Annotated in this window: 15 protein-coding genes; 9 read left to right on the top strand and 6 right to left on the bottom strand. The window is 41.7% G+C overall.

Annotated elements, in window-relative coordinates:
• Positions 1-154: 154 nt before the first annotated feature.
• The 3 genes from JNO66_RS13170 to JNO66_RS13160 form a co-directional block, all read right to left on the bottom strand.
• On the bottom strand, positions 155-1,042 hold the full coding sequence (locus tag JNO66_RS13170) for an alpha/beta fold hydrolase (protein WP_246483278.1): 888 nt from the start codon (positions 1,040-1,042) through the stop codon (positions 155-157).
• Between the two features lie 72 nt (positions 1,043-1,114).
• Positions 1,115-1,957 (bottom strand): 1,4-dihydroxy-6-naphthoate synthase, encoded by an 843-nt coding sequence (locus JNO66_RS13165; RefSeq protein ID WP_203088815.1) that lies wholly within the window; start codon positions 1,955-1,957, stop codon positions 1,115-1,117.
• Positions 1,954-2,622 carry a futalosine hydrolase gene (locus JNO66_RS13160; protein WP_246483277.1) on the bottom strand — a complete coding sequence of 223 codons (669 nt, stop codon included), beginning with the start codon at positions 2,620-2,622 and terminating at the stop codon, positions 1,954-1,956. The genes JNO66_RS13165 and JNO66_RS13160 overlap by 4 nt, the downstream gene beginning before the upstream one ends.
• 352 nt (positions 2,623-2,974) lie before the next feature.
• Between JNO66_RS13160 and JNO66_RS13155 the strand changes: the two genes are divergently transcribed.
• From JNO66_RS13155 to JNO66_RS13140, 4 genes are all read left to right on the top strand, one after another.
• Entirely contained in the window at positions 2,975-3,778 is an 804-nt protein-coding gene (locus JNO66_RS13155) for a TerC family protein (RefSeq protein WP_203088814.1), read from the top strand.
• Between the two features lie 127 nt (positions 3,779-3,905).
• Positions 3,906-5,432 carry a spore germination protein gene (locus tag JNO66_RS13150; protein ID WP_203088813.1) on the top strand — a complete coding sequence of 509 codons (1,527 nt, stop codon included), beginning with the start codon at positions 3,906-3,908 and terminating at the stop codon, positions 5,430-5,432.
• Positions 5,416-6,507 (top strand): GerAB/ArcD/ProY family transporter, encoded by a 1,092-nt coding sequence (locus JNO66_RS13145; RefSeq protein ID WP_203088812.1) that lies wholly within the window; start codon positions 5,416-5,418, stop codon positions 6,505-6,507. The genes JNO66_RS13150 and JNO66_RS13145 overlap by 17 nt, the downstream gene beginning before the upstream one ends.
• Positions 6,504-7,625, top strand: coding sequence for a Ger(x)C family spore germination protein (locus tag JNO66_RS13140; protein WP_203088811.1), 1,122 nt, complete (start codon positions 6,504-6,506; stop codon positions 7,623-7,625). Before JNO66_RS13145 ends, JNO66_RS13140 begins: the two co-directional genes overlap by 4 nt.
• A 288-nt stretch (positions 7,626-7,913) precedes the next feature.
• Here the strand turns inward: JNO66_RS13140 and JNO66_RS13135 are convergent, their stop codons facing one another.
• Positions 7,914-8,903, bottom strand: coding sequence for a PTS transporter subunit IIC (locus JNO66_RS13135; RefSeq protein ID WP_203089359.1), 990 nt, complete (start codon positions 8,901-8,903; stop codon positions 7,914-7,916).
• A gap of 285 nt (positions 8,904-9,188) precedes the next feature.
• Complete coding sequence (locus tag JNO66_RS13130; protein ID WP_203088810.1) at positions 9,189-10,427, bottom strand: helix-turn-helix domain-containing protein; 1,239 nt, start codon at positions 10,425-10,427, stop codon at positions 9,189-9,191.
• A 385-nt stretch (positions 10,428-10,812) separates the two neighbouring features.
• On the opposite strand from JNO66_RS13130, the gene JNO66_RS13125 reads away from it, so the two are divergent.
• From JNO66_RS13125 to JNO66_RS13115, 3 genes are all read left to right on the top strand, one after another.
• Entirely contained in the window at positions 10,813-13,122 is a 2,310-nt protein-coding gene (locus JNO66_RS13125) for a S8 family serine peptidase (RefSeq protein ID WP_203088809.1), read from the top strand.
• Positions 13,123-13,212: 90 nt separating this feature from the next.
• A complete protein-coding gene (locus JNO66_RS13120) occupies positions 13,213-13,752 on the top strand; it encodes a signal peptidase I (protein ID WP_203088807.1) in 540 nt (179 codons plus the stop codon).
• Position 13,753: 1 nt separating this feature from the next.
• The gene (locus tag JNO66_RS13115) at positions 13,754-14,467 is read left to right on the top strand and encodes a hypothetical protein (RefSeq protein WP_203088805.1); all 714 of its coding nucleotides are present in this window, start codon (positions 13,754-13,756) and stop codon (positions 14,465-14,467) included.
• 52 nt (positions 14,468-14,519) lie between these two features.
• Here the strand turns inward: JNO66_RS13115 and ltaE are convergent, their stop codons facing one another.
• Entirely contained in the window at positions 14,520-15,557 is a 1,038-nt protein-coding gene (gene ltaE / locus JNO66_RS13110) for a low-specificity L-threonine aldolase (protein WP_203088803.1), read from the bottom strand.
• Positions 15,558-15,751: 194 nt separating this feature from the next.
• On the opposite strand from ltaE, the gene JNO66_RS13105 reads away from it, so the two are divergent.
• Both JNO66_RS13105 and aguB read left to right on the top strand, forming a co-directional pair.
• Positions 15,752-16,783 carry an agmatine deiminase family protein gene (locus JNO66_RS13105; RefSeq protein WP_203088801.1) on the top strand — a complete coding sequence of 344 codons (1,032 nt, stop codon included), beginning with the start codon at positions 15,752-15,754 and terminating at the stop codon, positions 16,781-16,783.
• Positions 16,780-17,652: an N-carbamoylputrescine amidase gene (aguB, locus tag JNO66_RS13100; protein ID WP_203088799.1), complete on the top strand. Its 873-nt coding sequence runs from the start codon at positions 16,780-16,782 to the stop codon at positions 17,650-17,652. Before JNO66_RS13105 ends, aguB begins: the two co-directional genes overlap by 4 nt.
• Positions 17,653-17,669: the final 17 nt, after the last annotated feature.

Here is a 17,669-nt window from a genome sequence, read left to right as displayed (position 1 = left end):
AGTAAGACTAAACAGCTGTTAACATGAAAAGAGCATGACGTATCAAGAACAATGTACCAATCAACAAGAACCACCCTTCCATACCAAGAACAACTCAACCTCAAGCAAGAACCTGCACTCTATTACCAAGAACCATCAAAAAACCAAGTGGTCATCAGCCGACGACCACTTGGTTGCTTAAGTACTTTGCGATTAATTGATTGACGATTTCCGGTTGCTCATGACTGACCCAGTGTGTCGCTTCCCCAACAAAGGTAAGGGTCCCATCCTCACAATGTTCAATACTCTTCTTTGCAAGCTTTCTCGATAAGAACGGATCATTTACTCCCCAGATCATCCGCGTTGGAACCGTTACTTTTTCAGGATGAGCAAATCCCTCTGGCAATCCTGCTCGAATGGCACGGTACCAGTTTAACATGGCCGTCATTGCACCAGGCTGCGCCCATGCCTCTTTATACGTTTCAAGATCCTCTCTAGTGAATGCATCACCCGTGCTCGCGGAGAACTTGATTCCTTTAGCCATGCCTTCAAAATGATCTGCAGATAGAAGCTTCTCTGGCCATTCAGGCAGCTGAAAAAAGGCCATGTACGAGCTACGTAACCATTGTAATGGTATGGTAAGCATCGCTTTCGGCATAATAGCCGGATGTGGAATATTGATCGGGATAAGAGTTTCAACATACTCTGGACGTGTCGACCCTAGATGCCAGGCAACGGCACCGCCCCAGTCATGTCCAATAACATGTGCCTTCTCACGATTATAAAGCTTGATGAGTCCGATCACATCGTCTCTTAATGTGTCGAGCGTGTAGTGTTCAATCCCTTCAGGCTTTTGGCTTTTGTTAAAGCCTCGTTGATCTGGTACCAGAACGCGATAGCCCGCTTCTGCCAATGGTTTGATTTGATTACGCCATCCGTACCAGAACTCAGGGAATCCATGTAACAATACAACAAGTGGGCCATTTCTCGGTCCAGCTGTTACCGCATGTAGTGTAACCCCATTTGTCTTAACCAGTTGAAATTCCAATTCAGTTTCACTCAATCTGAATCTCTCCTCTCACAGGCTTGTCCAATACTCATTGTCCTTCCCTTTCAATCTTTCGCTAAAACGTGCTTACTTTCCTTTTAGGGAAAACAATAAGTCCCGATCAATCTTAGGTACAAGTCCTTCACCTGCAGCTCGTGTTAACAGTGCTTCAATGGCATGGTATCCATCATCACCCAGGTCCTGTGAAAATTCATTGACGTATAGATTAATATGCTGATTTGCCACATCCTCTGACATTTCTTGTGCATGAGCCATCACATAATCCTTTGAAGCAGTAGGATTACTAAACGCATACTCTACGGATGCACGAATCCAACCCGTTAGTTGCTCCGTATCTTGCCCGCGTTTTGCAATGATGGCACCCAGTGGAATGGGAAGTCCTGTATCTTCTTCCCACCATTCGCCCATATCAGCAACAACACTTAATCCATAGTTTTGGTAGGTGAATCGTGCTTCGTGAATGACAAGCCCTGCGTCGATTGTTCCAGCTTGAACAGCTGGCATGATTTCATCAAAAGGCATAACAACAATCTCGCCAACCCCACCTGGAACCTTGTTTGCTGCCCATAGCCTGAACAATAAATAGGCTGTTGAGCGTTCGCTTGGAACAGCAACACGTTTACCAGAAAGAGCGGTTGGACTTTGATCCCCTTTTGTTAATACTAGTGGACCACAACCTCTTCCAAGTGCCCCTCCGCATGGAATTAATTCATAATCGTCCAATACCCAGGGTAGGGCTGCAAATGAAATCTTCATGACCTCAGGACCAGTGCGATCTGCAGCCAATGTATTTGTAATATCAATATCAGCAAATGTTACATTTAGTTCAGGTGCTCCAGGAATGAGCCCATGGGCTAACGCATGGAAAACAAATGTATCATTTGGACAAGGTGAAAAGGCAATATTCATGAAAAGACCTCCGTTAATGCACGTCCTACACGTTCAAGTGCTTGAAGTGCTTCTTTTATCTTCCAGGCTTCACGATTTCGTGGGCCGATTTCATTTGAAATGGCACGAACCTCTAGTACTGGAATGCCAGCTAATTCAGCTGCGGTTGCAACACCGTGTCCTTCCATCGCTTCTGCGGCAGCGATTGGAAAACGCTGTTGTAACGCGTAAGTTGTTTTGCTTGTACCAGTTACGGTCGCTAACGTTAAAATGGGCGCTAAGGTCACCGTTTCTTCGTTTTCCCTAAGCCTCTGTTCAAGATCAGACGAAAAGAGTTGTGCCGTTTGAATAGATGCTTGTCCCAAGCCTAAATCGTCTACTGGCAAAAAACCTTCTTCTGATTCCGAACCGAGATCAGCTGCCACGATCTCGCTTGCTACAACAATGGACGTAACAGGTGCTTTGTCTTTAAAGCCACCAGCAATTCCTGCATTAATGACATACCTATACGAATGTTCAGCAAGCTCAGTTGCTGTGCGTGCTGCCGCTCTTGCTGGACCGACACCAGTAAGTGCCACCTTAAATTGTGTAGAACCGTTTAACCCTCGTTCTAAGGCATCTTTCTCCGCTTCAACACTGGTCATAATGAGGATTTCAGGTAAATCCATCTTTCGTTGTTCAGCCATTTATCATTGCTCCTTTAATCGTACCAACGCTAACACCTTCTAGTGTATCGCTTCTTTTAGGCTAAATGCCACTAAATTGATCAGTCAAAAAGAAACAGTTGACAGTTTTCATGTTCAGAGATATGATTTATATAACTTCATACGGTTTCTTCCAAAGGGGAGTAGCGTCAAGTTTACTTTAAACTTGAAACAAAGTCGTCATTTCGTGGGCTAACGTCCGCCGGCTTTGTTGGCATAGATACATAATGCTCAGCAAGACCTTTGCCAATTCCATGGCAGAGGTCTTTTTTCTATTCATTAACCTCTGTTGTGTAGTGGCTCGGTAGAAGCACATCAGAGAGGAGATAAAAAAATGGATGTGGCCCTACTCTTAGAATACAGTTGGGTGTTACTTGTTTTAATTGCGTTAGAAGGTGTTCTGTCAGCCGATAATGCCCTCGTTCTTGCGATCATGGTTAAGCATTTACCAGAAGAAGATCGAAAAAAAGCATTACTTTATGGTTTAGCGGGTGCGTTTGTTTTTCGCTTTGCTTCTTTATTCCTGATCTCGTTTCTTGTGGATGTTTGGCAAATTCAAGCAATCGGTGCCCTTTACCTATTGTTCATCGCTCTGAACCACCTCTTCCGAAAGCATGTGGTGAGTAAGCATGGCGGTGCGGATAAGAAGCTAAAAAAGGAACGCAAAAAAGGTGGCTTCTGGCCAACTGTTATTAAAGTCGAGCTTGCTGATATCGCCTTTGCCGTGGATTCAATTCTCGCTGCGGTCGCACTTGCTATGGCTCTTACTCCAACTGGTCTTGGTACTGTCGGAAGCTTAGATATAGGTCAATTCGCAGTCGTCTTCATTGGTGGTCTTGTCGGACTATTGATCATGAGATTTGCAGCGACGAAGTTTGTTGTTCTTCTTGAGAAGCGTCCTGGTCTTGAAAGTGCAGCCTTTATCATTGTAGGTTGGGTAGGCGTTAAGCTAGTTGTGACCGTACTTGCTCATCCAGAGCTTGCGATCATTGACTCTCACTTCCCTCACTCTACAGGCTGGAAAGTATTCTTCTATAGCGTACTCGTGATTATTGTTCTTGCTGGCTGGTTTCTTTCAAAAGAAAAAAGCACAGAAGAAGTAGAAGAAAAGAAAAAACAAATCAAAGAGAATGTATAAAACATTCAGCTGTTTCCTTAGACAAGAGGAAGCAGCTTTTTTAATTTCAAATTCTCCTCCAATGAATGAATTCCTCTTATTGGGGCAATTTACTATAAGAAATCTTGCAGAGAGGAGTGAACAAACGATGCGAAAACATCCGAGACGAATTAAACCCACATCCAGTCAGGAGCTTAATGCTGCTCCAATTAGAGCAACAGGTAACCCGGAAACGGATTTGGCTTCGTTTAAGCGCATTTATCATAATTCAGCTGACCTTACAACTCGACCCTTTCATTTTCATGATAAAAAAGGATTGGTTATTTATTTTGAATCATTAATTGATAATAACCTATTAGAAGAGTCCTTTTTCACTCCTCTCTCGGAAGAAAGATTTGACGATCGTTACTCTTTAGCAGATATGATCACAGCTCCAAAGAAAGTTGTAAGTAATAACATCACGGAACAAACTCGATTACTAACATCAGGGTATGCTGCAATCCTTTTAGAAAAAGATACCGAGATCATCTTTGTGGATACGGGCTTATATTTCAATAGGAGCATAGAGGAGCCTAGTAACGAAAAGGTTGTTCGCGGATCTCACGAAGGATTGGTTGAGAGTCTATTTATTAATTTAAATTTAATTCGTCGTAGAGCACAAACCTCTGAATTTACAGTGAAGAAAACAACAGTGGGAAATAAATTAAAACGTGAGACCGCTATCTTATATATGAATGACATTGCCGACCCTAATACGGTAGATGAGATAACTAAACGAATTAATGCTATTTCGTCTGATCTTGTTCTCTCACCAGGATTTATAGCAGAATACATACAAGACGATGTGATCACTCCATTTCCACAGGTGTTATTTACAGAACGGACAGATCGAATCATCTCTCATTTACTTGAGGGGCGCATCGTGATTATAACGGATGGTAGTCCTTCTGCTCTAATTGCTCCTATTTCAATCTTTGCCTTCTTTCAATCACCAGATGACTACAACGTTCACTTTATCTTGGGTTCATTCTATCGCTTAATTCGCTTTCTAAGTTTGGTTATTGCTGTCACACTTCCTGCTCTTTATATTTCTGTCGTTGCCTTTAATTACGAAGTGCTGCCAAACCCTTTGATTTTACCCATTAAAAACTCCTTGGCGAATATCCCATACCCCCCTTTAATTGAGGCGTTAATTATGGAATTCACCATTGAGCTCATTCGTGAGGCTGGGGTTCGGCTTCCATCTCCAATCGGACAGACAATTGGGATTGTTGGAGGTCTAGTGATCGGTGAAGCTGTTGTGAATGCTGGTCTCGTATCGAATATGGTTATTATTGTAGTTGCACTCACAGCCATTGCATCTTTCGTTATTCCATCCCCAGAAATGAATTCGGTTGTTCGTGTTCTTAGATTTCCGTTTATGTTCCTTGCATCTATATTTGGGATTTTAGGTGTGACTCTTGCTTCAATGCTTCTTCTTATTCACCTTTGCAAGCTCACGTCATTTGGTAGCTCTTACTTATCACCTATCGCTCCTTTCCGCTTAAAGGACTTGAAGGATACATTTATTCGTATGCCAGTTTGGTTACTCAACACAAGACCACTGGCTGTCAAACCAAAGCAACTCAAACAACAAGGCTATTCATGGTGGTGGAAGCGTGAAAAAAAACAGTAGTATCACTCTCGTTCAATTCTTTTGGTTCTTTACTCAAATTCAAATTGCTGTTAGCGTGTTAACTCTCCCTTACAGCATCTACAAAGTCGCAAAAACGGATGGTTGGCTATCAATGATTTTAGCTGGAATAATTACTCAGCTCCTCATTTTTGTCATTTGGAAGCTAGGTAAACGTTATCCATCTATGACGTTTTTTGAACTACTCGAATCCTTACTTGGAAAGTATGTAGGAAAATTTGTCTCTATTTTATACATTACATACTTCTTATCACTCACCACCATCATTTTGATCTTCTTTAACTTCCTTATTTCTGTCTGGGTCTTAAGTCAAACACCGGATATCGTAAAGATTCCTTTGTTTGTATTGGGATGCTTTTATTTGCTCCATAGTGATTTACGTATCATCGCCAGATTTCTTACAATTATTGGTCCTGTAGTATTACTTGTTCCTTTTCTAGCTTGTTATGCTTTTTTTGATTCTGAACCACTATATCTTCTCCCTGTTTTTAGTTCTGACACTGTGGATATTTTAAAGGGCGTATTAACAGGATCTTTAGCAATGCAGGGCTTTTTAATATTGAGTATTCTTTACCCATATATAGAGGGCTCTGATAAAGAAAAACTATTGTCAGCCACCTATGCCAATATTATGGTTACAGCGATTTATGTATTTACCATCATAGCTGCATTTGTGTATTTCAGTCCTGGACAATTCGAAATTCTTCCAGAACCACTCTTATATATGGTCAAAACGATCTCTCTTGTGTTGATTGAGCGAATTGATTTAATATTCTTAGCGTTCTGGTCCGTCACAGTCCTAGCCACAATTGTTGGTTATTTATATATCATCTCAACGGGGATGGCTACAGTTTTCCAGCGTTCAAGTTCCAATCGCTTAGGTTTTAACATATTAGCATGTGTCATTATTACGGTTTTTGCTTTAATTCCTCAGAACCTTCTAACCCTTAGAAGGTTGCTCATCTATATTGACTACATAGGTGCAGTCTTTGTAGTTGTAATCCCAATTCTGTTACTCCTATTTGCCGTCTTATTTAAAAGGAGGGAATCTACATGATTCAACAACGCACCATAATCATCATTCTTGTTTCTCTCTTTTTCTTATCAGGATGTTGGGATGAACAATTACTAAAAGATGTTGCGCTTATTAATAGTCAAGCCATTGATTATGATTCTGACAACGGCACGGTCAAACTGACGATTGCTCTTGTTAGTGGAAACTCCAATGAAAAAGTACCCACTACCACCACAATCGTCTCAGCTGAGGGTAAATCGATACGGGACGGCCGAACGGAATTAGATAAAAAGGTTGGAAGTGAATTGTTCGCATCTAAGAACCAAGTGACCATGTTTAGTCGGAAACTTGCAGAAAAAGATATCTATGCTGCGTTGGATGGTAATTACCGCTCTCCCCTGAGTGCATTAACTGCACGTTTAGCAGTCATTGAAGGAGAAGCAGAACCCATATTGCATGCAGAAACAGAGAACAAGCCATTAATTAGTGACTATATAAGAGATCTGTTAATTAGCGCCGAGGACACAGGTGTTATCCCGGCTGTTAATCTTCAGAACACACTAACAACCCTCTATGACGATGGACAGGATATTGTAATGCCACGGTTAAAAACAGTCGAACAGAAAGCTGGTGCTAAGCTTATCGGCACTGCTCTATTTAGTGATCGAAGAATGACCGGTGAGCTTGATTCTGAGGAATCCATCATACTTCTCTTACTAGCTAATAGTAAAAAAGGAGCTCATCGGATGACACGAAAGGTTCAGACTGATGAAGTGGATCCTTTATATGATTATGTGACGGTTGATGTGGAACATATGAAGCGAAACCTGAGGCTGTCGAAAAATGAGCTCGGAAACTTTGAGGTTCAAATTGATCTCGTTTTAAAAATGAATGCTAATGAATACCCAGGAGATGACTTGTACAAAAGGCATGTCATAAAAAGATTGAATACACAGCTTTCAGAGGAATTAACGAAGGAAGCCAACATTGTCCTTACAAAAATAAAGGAAGCCAATTGCGATTATCTAGCCATTGGTCGTCAGGTAAACGCATTTTACTATTCAGATTGGCAAAATATAAAATGGAAAGATGTGTATCCGACCATTGAGATGAAAGCGAATGTGGATGTTGAGATTATTTATCATGGGATTATTAATTAACGTTGGGTGCATACAAAGAGTAAGGGACGTAACATTAATGTTGCCTCAAACACGAATATAGCAAATAATCCGCTACAGGAGAATTCCTCGCTTTCCACGGGAACGGCCTCAGCCCCTTTCGCGGGAAAAGCGCCGCTACAGTGTCTTCACCACGTTCTGTTCCGTAGGAGTCTCGGATTCTCCCTCCGCTTGTTCAAATAAAATCACGAAAGGCGAATGATTCTGCAATCGAATCATTCGCCATTTTTGCGTTTTTAGTTACGTCCTAGGCTCTTCTTTATCTTTTACTTATTGAACCTCAACGTGTAGGGCATTTGGTTTAACCCAGCCTAAACGCTTAATAAATGTGTATAGCGTAAGCGAGATACAGATTGGAACGACAACGCCCATTAACAAGAAGATGGATAATCCAGTCCAGCCTTGAGTAGATAATAGGCTTAACGGAGCAATTAGTGAATTCATTCCTAATCCGGCGAGTTCATATGAAGCTTCAAATTGAAACAAAATGGTCGCGATCGGTGCACAAATAATTGATGATACAAATGTTGGAATGACCAATCTCGGATTTTTTACTAGGTTAGGAAATTGGACTTTTGGTGTCACTAAGGATTGAGCCAAAAATCCTCCTAAGTCATTTTGTCTAAGTGACATCGCTGTAAAACCTGCAAATTGAGCAGTGCACCCAATCAGTGCTGCAGCACTAGAAACAGGATCCATCTGTAAGGCGATGGCCAGAGCTGCTGATGAAGCTGGAGTCATGAGCAGCACACTCCAAGCCAGTGCGATTACCATGGATGCGAGAACGGGCGATCCTTGTACAGAGCTAGTAATTTCAGCACTCATCGCTGTAAGTAAAGGTGTGGCAACCGCTGCAGCCGCAACACCTGTGACACCTCCTGCAAGCGTTGCAGCAAGAGGAATAGCCATAAGATCTAGCTTTGTCTTCCCTGTTACTCTTTTTCCAACGTAGGTTGCAACGAGAGCGGCGATTAATGCACTTACTGGTTGACCAGTTACCATAACCATACCAGATTCAGTTAATTGCATTGCCCCTCCACCAACTGTACTACAGATTAATGCACTATAGATAACGAGGGTATTGCCTCCAAGTTGATATGCGACTCCTGCACCAATCGCCGGTGCAAGTAAGACCTTAGCAATTCCTCCTATCGTTAGAAAAGCACCCCATCCTAAAAAGTTACCAAACGTTTCAAATAATAACCCTATTGCAAGCGTTACAAGAACTGCATTCGCAACTCCTGCAGATGCCTTATACATTCGATCAATCACATATTCCTTCACGACTACACTCCCCAACCTATCCTTCAAGCATTTATTCTCTCTTTACTAAAACGGTTTAAATCAATAAAGTGCGATGTTAAAAAATAACCATTCCAAGCGTCTCAGAACAGATTATACCGCCTCATTTGTCTGTTTATTCAGTAATCATAGCACCAGGTAACAACGTTGTAAATCATTTTCCGGCTTCCATTTTTATTAAAGCGTTACCATCTTTTAAATCTGAAAAAGCAGGGTGAAATGTTGATTTCACCCTGCTTGGCTCTAGCTCCCTTGTATATACGAAAAAGCAACTTCTGATGCTTTTTCTCCTTCATTTATAGCAAGGTAATGCTTAAAGAGCTGCTTTTCATAATAAGTAGCAAGTGTGATATTCCCACTCTTCCTTAAATAAGGAATAAAGCTTTCATGTAAGTAAGAGTAGTAGCGATGCATTTGATTTTTAAGTAAAAACGTTAAGAGCTTAAACTTCATTAGGTCCCCATCATTCCCAACCCTTGTGGCTAGTTGCATACCCTCTTTCACTAACTCATTCAGTTGTTGTTGATTCCTGCCATCGGTAATCAAATAACTTGTGTGTATGTAGCCAAAAAGTGCGGTCAAATAGGTTGGGTTGGGGCATTGTTTAAACAAGTCAATAGCAGACCTGTAATAGGTATTTGCTTCCCTGTTCTTTGATCGAAGAAAGTATTCTTGACCCAAGTTCCCCATCAGTATAGCCTTCTTTTCTATTTCTCCAAATAAATCACAGCTTCGCATAAGATTCATATATTTCTTTTTCATCTCTTCAATATCTTCTTGGACAATCTGTCCCCCTTGTGTCAGCAGGATTAACGTTTCTGCATCAATAATCTTTCGGAAATGATTGGCTTGTTTAAAGTAGTTCAGGCTGGTCCTAGCGTATTCATATGCTTTTACATAATGACCAAAGCGGTAACAAGTAATAGCAAGATGATAGTAGAATTCATTATTTCGATACAAGTCAGGTTCAATTTGTTTAAAGTATTCTAAGGCTTTTGAATAATCACCTGTAAATAAATAGTACGCCCCGCTCATATGTAAAAAGAGTTGGGCTTCTCGTTCCCCGAGTACATGTTTCTTTGTCTCGATCTGTGTAAGTAAGCGACGCGCTTTCTTTAATTCTCTATTTGTTAAAAGATAACGCACTTGCAACAACTGATAGTAAAAGGCTAGATCTGACCGTTCAAGTAACTCATTATGTTCGAGAGTTTGCTTATACGATTCTGTTTTCTCTCGATCTTGCATAATCATCGTATCATGCCATTGCTTTAGCGTTTCTTTTAATTCTTCAAACTTCAGCACCTCTTGACCGATATTAACACCAAGACGTTCACTTAGAAGCTGAGTGATTTCTGTAGAATAATGAGCTGTTCCCCGTTCAATCCTACTCATATGAGCAACAGAACAAATCCCCTTACAGAGCTGTTGCTGCGTGAAATTATGTTTTTCACGATAATATTTAATAATGAGACCTTCATGCACAGAACAAAACCTACCCTTCTCATTCCAGTTTTTCACAACCGGGACTTACCCGTTTTTACGCCTAGTTAAACATGACTTTTGTTACAAAGCGGATAAGGACTTTTTCATTATTTCTCTTTTTTCCCTTCTATTATTCTTAATTATATCAAAATTCTACGTGATTTTTCTAATATTCTCGCAAATATCTGAAAGTTCATATTAGTAAAAATCCTAGTTCCTCTACTATTTCTCTCACGAATGCCTAACCGAATCGATCTTTGGTCCTGATTCATTCACTAGATTTCATCACAATTTGTGTTAATCCTTAAAATGACCTTATACCCTCTATTATTTCGCTATACTACTCCTCATAACAAATAACTATGTTTTGAGAGGAGCTTTGTGATTGAATACAAATCTAAAGAAAAGTAAGCCGTGGAACGTCATGGTCTTATCCGCGTTGTCAACAACACTTGTATTCGGAGGACTTTATACTCCACAACTTGCTACAGCCGAGGAAAAGGCAGCTTCCTTGCAGCTATCAGACGATATTAACCTGAATAGCGACGAGAAAGTGTCTGTGATCGTTGAACTAGAAGAGCTTCCTGAGCAACTAGCAATAGCAGAAGCCGAGGAAAAAGGTGAGACTCTATCAGAAGCAAGTGCAAAGGCTAAAGTAGAAGCTTCACAGGATTCATTCGAGGAAGATCTATCAACTACTGATTCCACTTATACGATTACCCATACGTACCAAACGGTATTTAATGGTTTTACCATTGAATTACCTGCCAATCAATTAGAAGCACTTAGCGAGGTAGAAGGTGTTAAAACGATTTGGGAGAATGATGAAGTTCAATTAATAGACCCAGTACTTGATGAAACCGTATTAGAAGAAGCGATTGAGCCTTACATGGCTGATAGCGTTCCATACTTAGGTGTTGATAGGTTGCATGTTGAAGGAATCACCGGTGAGGGTGTCAAGGTCGGTGTCATTGATACTGGAATTGATTATACTCATCCGGATCTTGCCGCAGCGTATAAAGGTGGCTATGACTTCGTTGATAACGACGATGATGCTCAAGAAACAACGTATGATGATTGGTTAGCCTCCGGAATGCCTGAGTTTAATGCAAACGGAAACTCTTATTACACATCTCACGGTACACACGTAGCTGGAACAATCGCAGGTCAAGGTGACAACGAATCTGATTATGCAACAACTGGAATTGCTCCAGATGCTGATCTGTATTCGTACCGTGTTTTAGGACCTTATGGATCTGGATATACAGCAGATGTTCTTGGTGGAATTGAGCGCTCTGTTGAAGATGGAATGGATGTCATTAATCTTTCACTAGGTGCAGGCGTCAACGACCCTCTTTACCCAACAAGCGTTGCCGTAAATAACGCTGTACTAAGTGGCGTAACAGCTGTTGTTTCAGCAGGAAACAGCGGATCTGGAATGTACACACTAGGATCACCAGGTACTTCTCCTTTAGCTATTACTGTTGGAGCAAACGATGTTCCACTTGTGTTCACTGACTTTACAGGCTACTTAAATGATGATTTCTCTGCTGGTCTTGTAAATATCTCAAGTGGTTTTGAAACTGACTTTGATGCGTTAGAAGCTGGAGAGTATGAGATTGTTTTTGCAAACCTTGGTTCTGTAGGTGACTTTAATCAAGTAGACGCTGAGGGCAAAGTGGCCCTTGTTGCACGCGGAGAGCTCGCATTCGTTGATAAGATTGCTAATGCCAAAGCCGCTGGGGCTGAAGCGATTATCATTTATAACAACCTCCCAGGTGCCGGTCACATTCCTAACTATTTTGGAGAAGGCGTAAACTTTGTCGCTGGTTTCTCGTTAACGTATGAAGATGGAATTGCATTAAGAGATGCAATTACAGAAGATAGCACATTCACATTTGGAGATCGCTCTGAATCTCAAACGGCCGGTGGCGTTTTGGCTGATTTCAGCTCACGTGGTCCAGTGAATGGTTCATTTGCCATTAAACCAGAAGTGAGTGCACCAGGTGTTAGTACTCTATCACCTGTTCCTAGTTACATGAATGGTCCTGACTACATTGGTGAGTATGAATTTGCTTATGGACGTAAATCAGGTACGTCGATGTCAGCTCCACACGTTGCTGGTACGGCTGCTTTACTTCTTGAAGTAAAGCCTGAACTGACTCCAGCTGATTTAAAAACAACGCTTATGAATACGGCAAACCCAATGACCCTTGATTACAGTGTATTTGAAATTGGTGCAGGTCAAATTGATCCAGTTGCCGCTATTGAGTCTGATATGCTCATTCAAGTGAAGGGTGAAACAGAAACTTTAGATGAGAACGATCAAGTAACAAAGATTAGAGACCTAACAGGCGCTCTTAATTACGGTGCTCTTGCTCCAAAAGGCAAAAATGTACGTGAGATCCAATCCGTTACATTCAAAAATACAAGCGCGGAAAAGAAAACATTCACAGTTGACGTCGACTATCATGTTGGTATTCGCGGATCAAAGGATGCACTTGCAAACGGAGTCACTGTACAAGCACCACAGAAGGTTGTCGTTCCTGCTAATACAACTGTTTCTAAAAACTTCTTCTTTGTTAGTCCAAAAACAACAGAAACAGGAACATATGAAGGCTATATCAACGTAACAAACCAAGCGGATGCTGAGGAAAGCTACCGTATCCCATTTGCTGCAGGTATTACTAACTAACTTGCAAGATCATTAGATTGGAAAGTGCTTGTATACAAGCACTTTCTCCATCTTTTGAAACTGTTGCTCTTAATGACAGGAGGTCCTTTTATGTTCAAACGAACAATCTCGTTCGTTATTAAGTCCTTTGTTGGACTCCTTTGCTTAGGAGTACTGTTTGTTTTCATTCAAAGTCAACAGCAAAGTGAGAGCACACCTCACCTTTTTGGATTCTCAGCGCTAACGATCCTCTCCAATAGTATGCAGCCTGAGTTCAGTGAAGGTGACGTTATCTTTATTAAACAAACAGAGGCAAGCGACCTTGTTAAAGATGACATTATTACGTTTGGTACACCTGAAGGCAATCGAGTTACACATAGAATTACTGAAACAAACACTCAAGAGAACCAGCTCTCCTTCACGACTAAAGGGGATAACAACAATGTGATTGATGCCGAGCCAGTGCAAGAAGGACAAGTCATAGGGAAAGTGCTCTTTCACATTCCAAAGCTTGGCTTTTTATCAAGATTTCTTTCAGAACCAATTGGCTTTGGGCTTGTCATCGTTCTTCCACTTGTAGCCTATGTCGGTATCACTGTGTATGAACGCTTATCCAAACCGAAATCAACCAAAAACGAGGAGGCCATTTAAGATGAAAAAAACAAAAAAAGTATTACTCGGGGTATCAGTAGCAGGTGCATTAGTGCTAGGAGCGGGGCTTGGATCATACTCTTGGTTTACATCAGAAATCCAAGCAACTGGTCAACTACAAACAGGTACACTAGAAATTAATAATGGACAAGATATTGAAGAAAATATCGTGAACTACAGCGGGTTTGCTCCATCCAATCTTGTGTTTGGCGATTGGCTAACAATCGAGAACACTGGCAGCATGGATACAAATCTTGAGGTTGAGTTCTCACATGAATTAGATAAAAACGTTGATATTTCTTCATTTAAAGTGGGGTACATAGCAATCAAGTACACATCTCAACCGAGTCGTGACGTGCTTGAAGCTAGTCAAATTAAGCTTCAGGAATTGTTTGATGGCGTAACGAATGAAGTGGAAACACAAGCAGCGATTGCTGATATTGCGGAAGGTGCTGAGGTTGTAAGTGGAATCGTCGAAGCTCCTGAATTTAGAGCGTTTAGTGAAGGTGCTGTAAGTAGTGGCGGGTTCTTAATTGGTGACGGTGCACTAACAGGTTCAACAAATGAGTTCTGGCAGCTAGATGAATCACAGTACATCGATCTTAACTTCGGAGTAAAGCTTGATGAGAACGCCGGAAACGAGTATCAAGGATTAGCTTACTCAGCTAGCTTGGATGTTGTCGCTAAGCAAATTGATGAAGGCGCAGAAAAATAAGGCATAATAAAGAAAAGCAGAAGACCTTGTAGATGAGGCTTCTGCTTTTTATTTATGAACCTACGTTACTTGTAACAATGTTCTTAAGTACTTCTGCAGTTTGGTGAATATCAGCCTTTGAGACATCATAGTGCGTAACCAACCGTACAATGGTTGGTGCAAATGGATTTGCAAGAACACCATGATCCTTTAACTTTTCAACAAATTGCTTAGAAGTTAATCCTGTTTCTGACACATCCATCATGACAATGTTTGTCTCTACTTCGGAGGCTACATTCAAACCTGGAATTGAATTGATCTGATTCGCTAACCATGCAGCATGCTCATGGTCCTCTTTCAAACGGTCAATCATTTCTGTGAGAGCAACAATACCAGGAGCGGCTAATACACCCGCCTGGCGCAACCCGCCACCTAATCGTTTTCTCCACTTTCTAGCTTTCGCAGTAAATTCAGTGCTTCCCGCAATGATTGACCCGACTGGTGCCCCCAGACCTTTCGATAAACAGATCTGAACAGTCGTCACGTATTGCGTAAAATCAGTCATCGGACGCTTTAAGGCAACAGCAGCATTCATCAGTCTAGCTCCATCTAAATGGATAGGGATCCTGTGACGCTCAGCCACTTCATAGATTTCCTTCATTTTCTCAGGAGACATAACCGTTCCGCCTGCCCGGTTATGTGTATTCTCTAAACAGATTAACCCTGTTTCCGCTTCATGGATATCTGTACCACGAATCGCTGCTTCTACATCAACCGCGCTCATGATGCCTCTTTCTCCTTTTATCGGAAACGGTTGAATCCCAGCAAAAGCAGAAGTCGCCCCCCCTTCGTATCTGAAGATGTGTGACCCTTCCTCTAAAATGATTTCCTGGCCAAGGGAGCAATGTACAAGTACTGCAATCTGATTCCCCTGCGTACCGCTCGTGACAAAAAGCGCTTCTTCCTTCCCAAGCATGTCAGCAGCTAACTCTTCAAGCTTTTGTATCGTGGGGTCATCACGATACACATCATCGCCTACCTCCGCTTTAAACATTTCCTGCCTCATCCGGTCTGTTAGCTTTGTAACCGTATCACTTCGAAGATCAATCATGTACACAACACTCCTGCCTTCTTTATTCTGGTTTAAGTATAGCATCATTTCCACTGATTAATGGGTCCCTTGTCAGATGATTAACAGAACGTTTTTGAATTAGACATGATTGAGTAGATCCCCATATTTCTTTATTAATTGAATTAGAGTATGATAGAACGAGAAAAAATACCTAATGAAATTGAGTGAATAACATGATAGATAAACGCTATACAATGCCTGCCGAATGGGCACGCCATGCTAGAACGATGATTGCTTGGCCAGTTAAAGAATCGATGGTCTATCCTGACCAATATGCAGACGTCTGTAATGGGTATGAACAGTTAATTTCCGCTATAAGTGAGTTTGAGCCAGTCCTTGTTGTGGTCAACCCAGAAGACGAGGAATCCGTTGCTTCTCGCTTTTCACATGCTCCTGTTGAACTTGTTTCCCTACCACATAATGATGCGTGGTTAAGAGATAACGGACCGACATTTGTTCGCGATGGCGACAATCAATTGGTTGGCATCAATTGGGGTTTTAATGCATGGGGAGAAAAATATGAACCGTGGGATCTTGATGATGAAGTTGCACCTGCCCTTCTTACTTTTATGAAGGTTCCTGCTGTTGATGCACCGCTTATTCTAGAAGGCGGAAGTATCCACGTAGACGGCGAAGGAACATTGCTTACCACTGAGGAATGTTTGCTCAATCCTAATCGTAACCCAGAATTAAGTAAGTCTGATGTGGAAGAGCATTTGCAGCAGCTACTTGGTGTCAGCAAGATTGTTTGGCTTCCTTTAGGTTTAGAAGGTGATGAAACAGATGGGCATGTGGACAATGTTGCATGTTTTGCTGCACCGGGTAAAGTCTTATTGCAGGTTTGTACAGATCCAACTGATCCGAATTATGAGCGGAGTCAAGAGCATCTTAGGATCCTTTCAAAAGAGAAAGACGCTGCCGGGCGTTCATTTGAAGTTATTCAAATTGAGCAGCCTCCCTATCGTGAGCTTAACGGTGAGCGCCTGACATTAAGTTATATTAATTTCTATCTAGTAAACGATGGCTTGATCCTGCCTGTTTTTGGCGGAGATGCAAGTGAATATGATAAAAAGGCAGAAGCTGTTTTACAACAAGCTTTTCCTGATCGCACCATTCGTACCATTGACGGAATGGCTATTATTGCAGAGGGTGGGAATGTGCATTGCACAACTCAACAAATTCCTTCAGGAGGGAGTTCTACATGAGTACAATAAAAGTAGCTGCGACACAGATGAGCTGTGATGCAGACGTTCAAACAAATATTGCACGAGCGGACAAGCTTGTGAGAGAAGCAGCAGCAAACAGGGCAAACCTCATTCTTCTTCAAGAGCTTTTTGAAACACCTTATTTCTGTCAAAAGGAAAAGCCGGCTTACTACGCTTATGCAACAACAGTAGAAGAAAATCCAGCGATTCAGCATTTTCAAAAGCTTGCTAACGAATTAAGTGTCGTGCTCCCAATTAGCTTTTATGAAAAGAAAAACACAGCTCGCTATAATTCTGTTGCAATGATTGATGCAGATGGAACGATACTCGGGACTTATCGTAAAAGTCATATCCCTGATGGACCCGGTTACGAAGAGAAATACTACTTCACCCCAGGCGACACTGGATTTAAAGTCTGGAACACACGTGTAGGAAAAGTTGGCGTAGGCATCTGTTGGGACCAATGGTTCCCAGAAGCAGCACGCGCAATGGCCCTTCAAGGAGCCGAAATTCTTTTATATCCAACAGCGATCGGTTCTGAGCCAGAGGATTCAAGTGTTGATAGCAAACAGCATTGGCAAACATGCATGCTTGGTCATGCTGCCACAAACCTCGTTCCAGTAATCGCCTCAAACCGAATCGGAGTGGAGACAGATGAAGATTCAAGCATTACCTTCTATGGCTCGTCCTTCATCGCAGGACCAACTGGAGCTGTCATCGAAGAGGCAAGTCGCGATCAAGAGGAAATTCTATACGCAGACTTTGATCTGGCACAGCTCGAAGCACAACGTGTGGAATGGGGATTATTCCGCGATCGTCGTCCGGACCTTTATCGTATATTAACGACGCATGATGGGAACTTGAATTGATTAAATGGGAGCTTCTT

It is taken from the genome of Alkalicoccobacillus gibsonii (genome assembly GCF_016798245.1).
GTDB lineage: Bacteria > Bacillota > Bacilli > Bacillales > Bacillaceae_D > Alkalicoccobacillus > Alkalicoccobacillus gibsonii.
The sequence above is the reverse complement of the archived record's forward strand: the minus strand, read 5'-3'. Positions and strand labels throughout refer to the sequence as shown.

Coding starts and splice junctions, on each gene's coding strand:
- JNO66_RS13135 (WP_203089359.1), bottom strand. CDS start 8,903: ATGTATAAGGCATCTGCAGGAGTTGCGAATGCAGTTCTTGTAACGCTT.
- JNO66_RS13165 (WP_203088815.1), bottom strand. CDS start 1,957: ATGAATATTGCCTTTTCACCTTGTCCAAATGATACATTTGTTTTCCAT.
- JNO66_RS13115 (WP_203088805.1), top strand. CDS start 13,754: ATGAAAAAAACAAAAAAAGTATTACTCGGGGTATCAGTAGCAGGTGCA.
- JNO66_RS13155 (WP_203088814.1), top strand. CDS start 2,975: ATGGATGTGGCCCTACTCTTAGAATACAGTTGGGTGTTACTTGTTTTA.
- JNO66_RS13120 (WP_203088807.1), top strand. CDS start 13,213: ATGTTCAAACGAACAATCTCGTTCGTTATTAAGTCCTTTGTTGGACTC.
- aguB (WP_203088799.1), top strand. CDS start 16,780: ATGAGTACAATAAAAGTAGCTGCGACACAGATGAGCTGTGATGCAGAC.
- JNO66_RS13160 (WP_246483277.1), bottom strand. CDS start 2,622: ATGGCTGAACAACGAAAGATGGATTTACCTGAAATCCTCATTATGACC.
- JNO66_RS13105 (WP_203088801.1), top strand. CDS start 15,752: ATGATAGATAAACGCTATACAATGCCTGCCGAATGGGCACGCCATGCT.
- JNO66_RS13140 (WP_203088811.1), top strand. CDS start 6,504: ATGATTCAACAACGCACCATAATCATCATTCTTGTTTCTCTCTTTTTC.
- JNO66_RS13150 (WP_203088813.1), top strand. CDS start 3,906: ATGCGAAAACATCCGAGACGAATTAAACCCACATCCAGTCAGGAGCTT.
- ltaE (WP_203088803.1), bottom strand. CDS start 15,557: ATGATTGATCTTCGAAGTGATACGGTTACAAAGCTAACAGACCGGATG.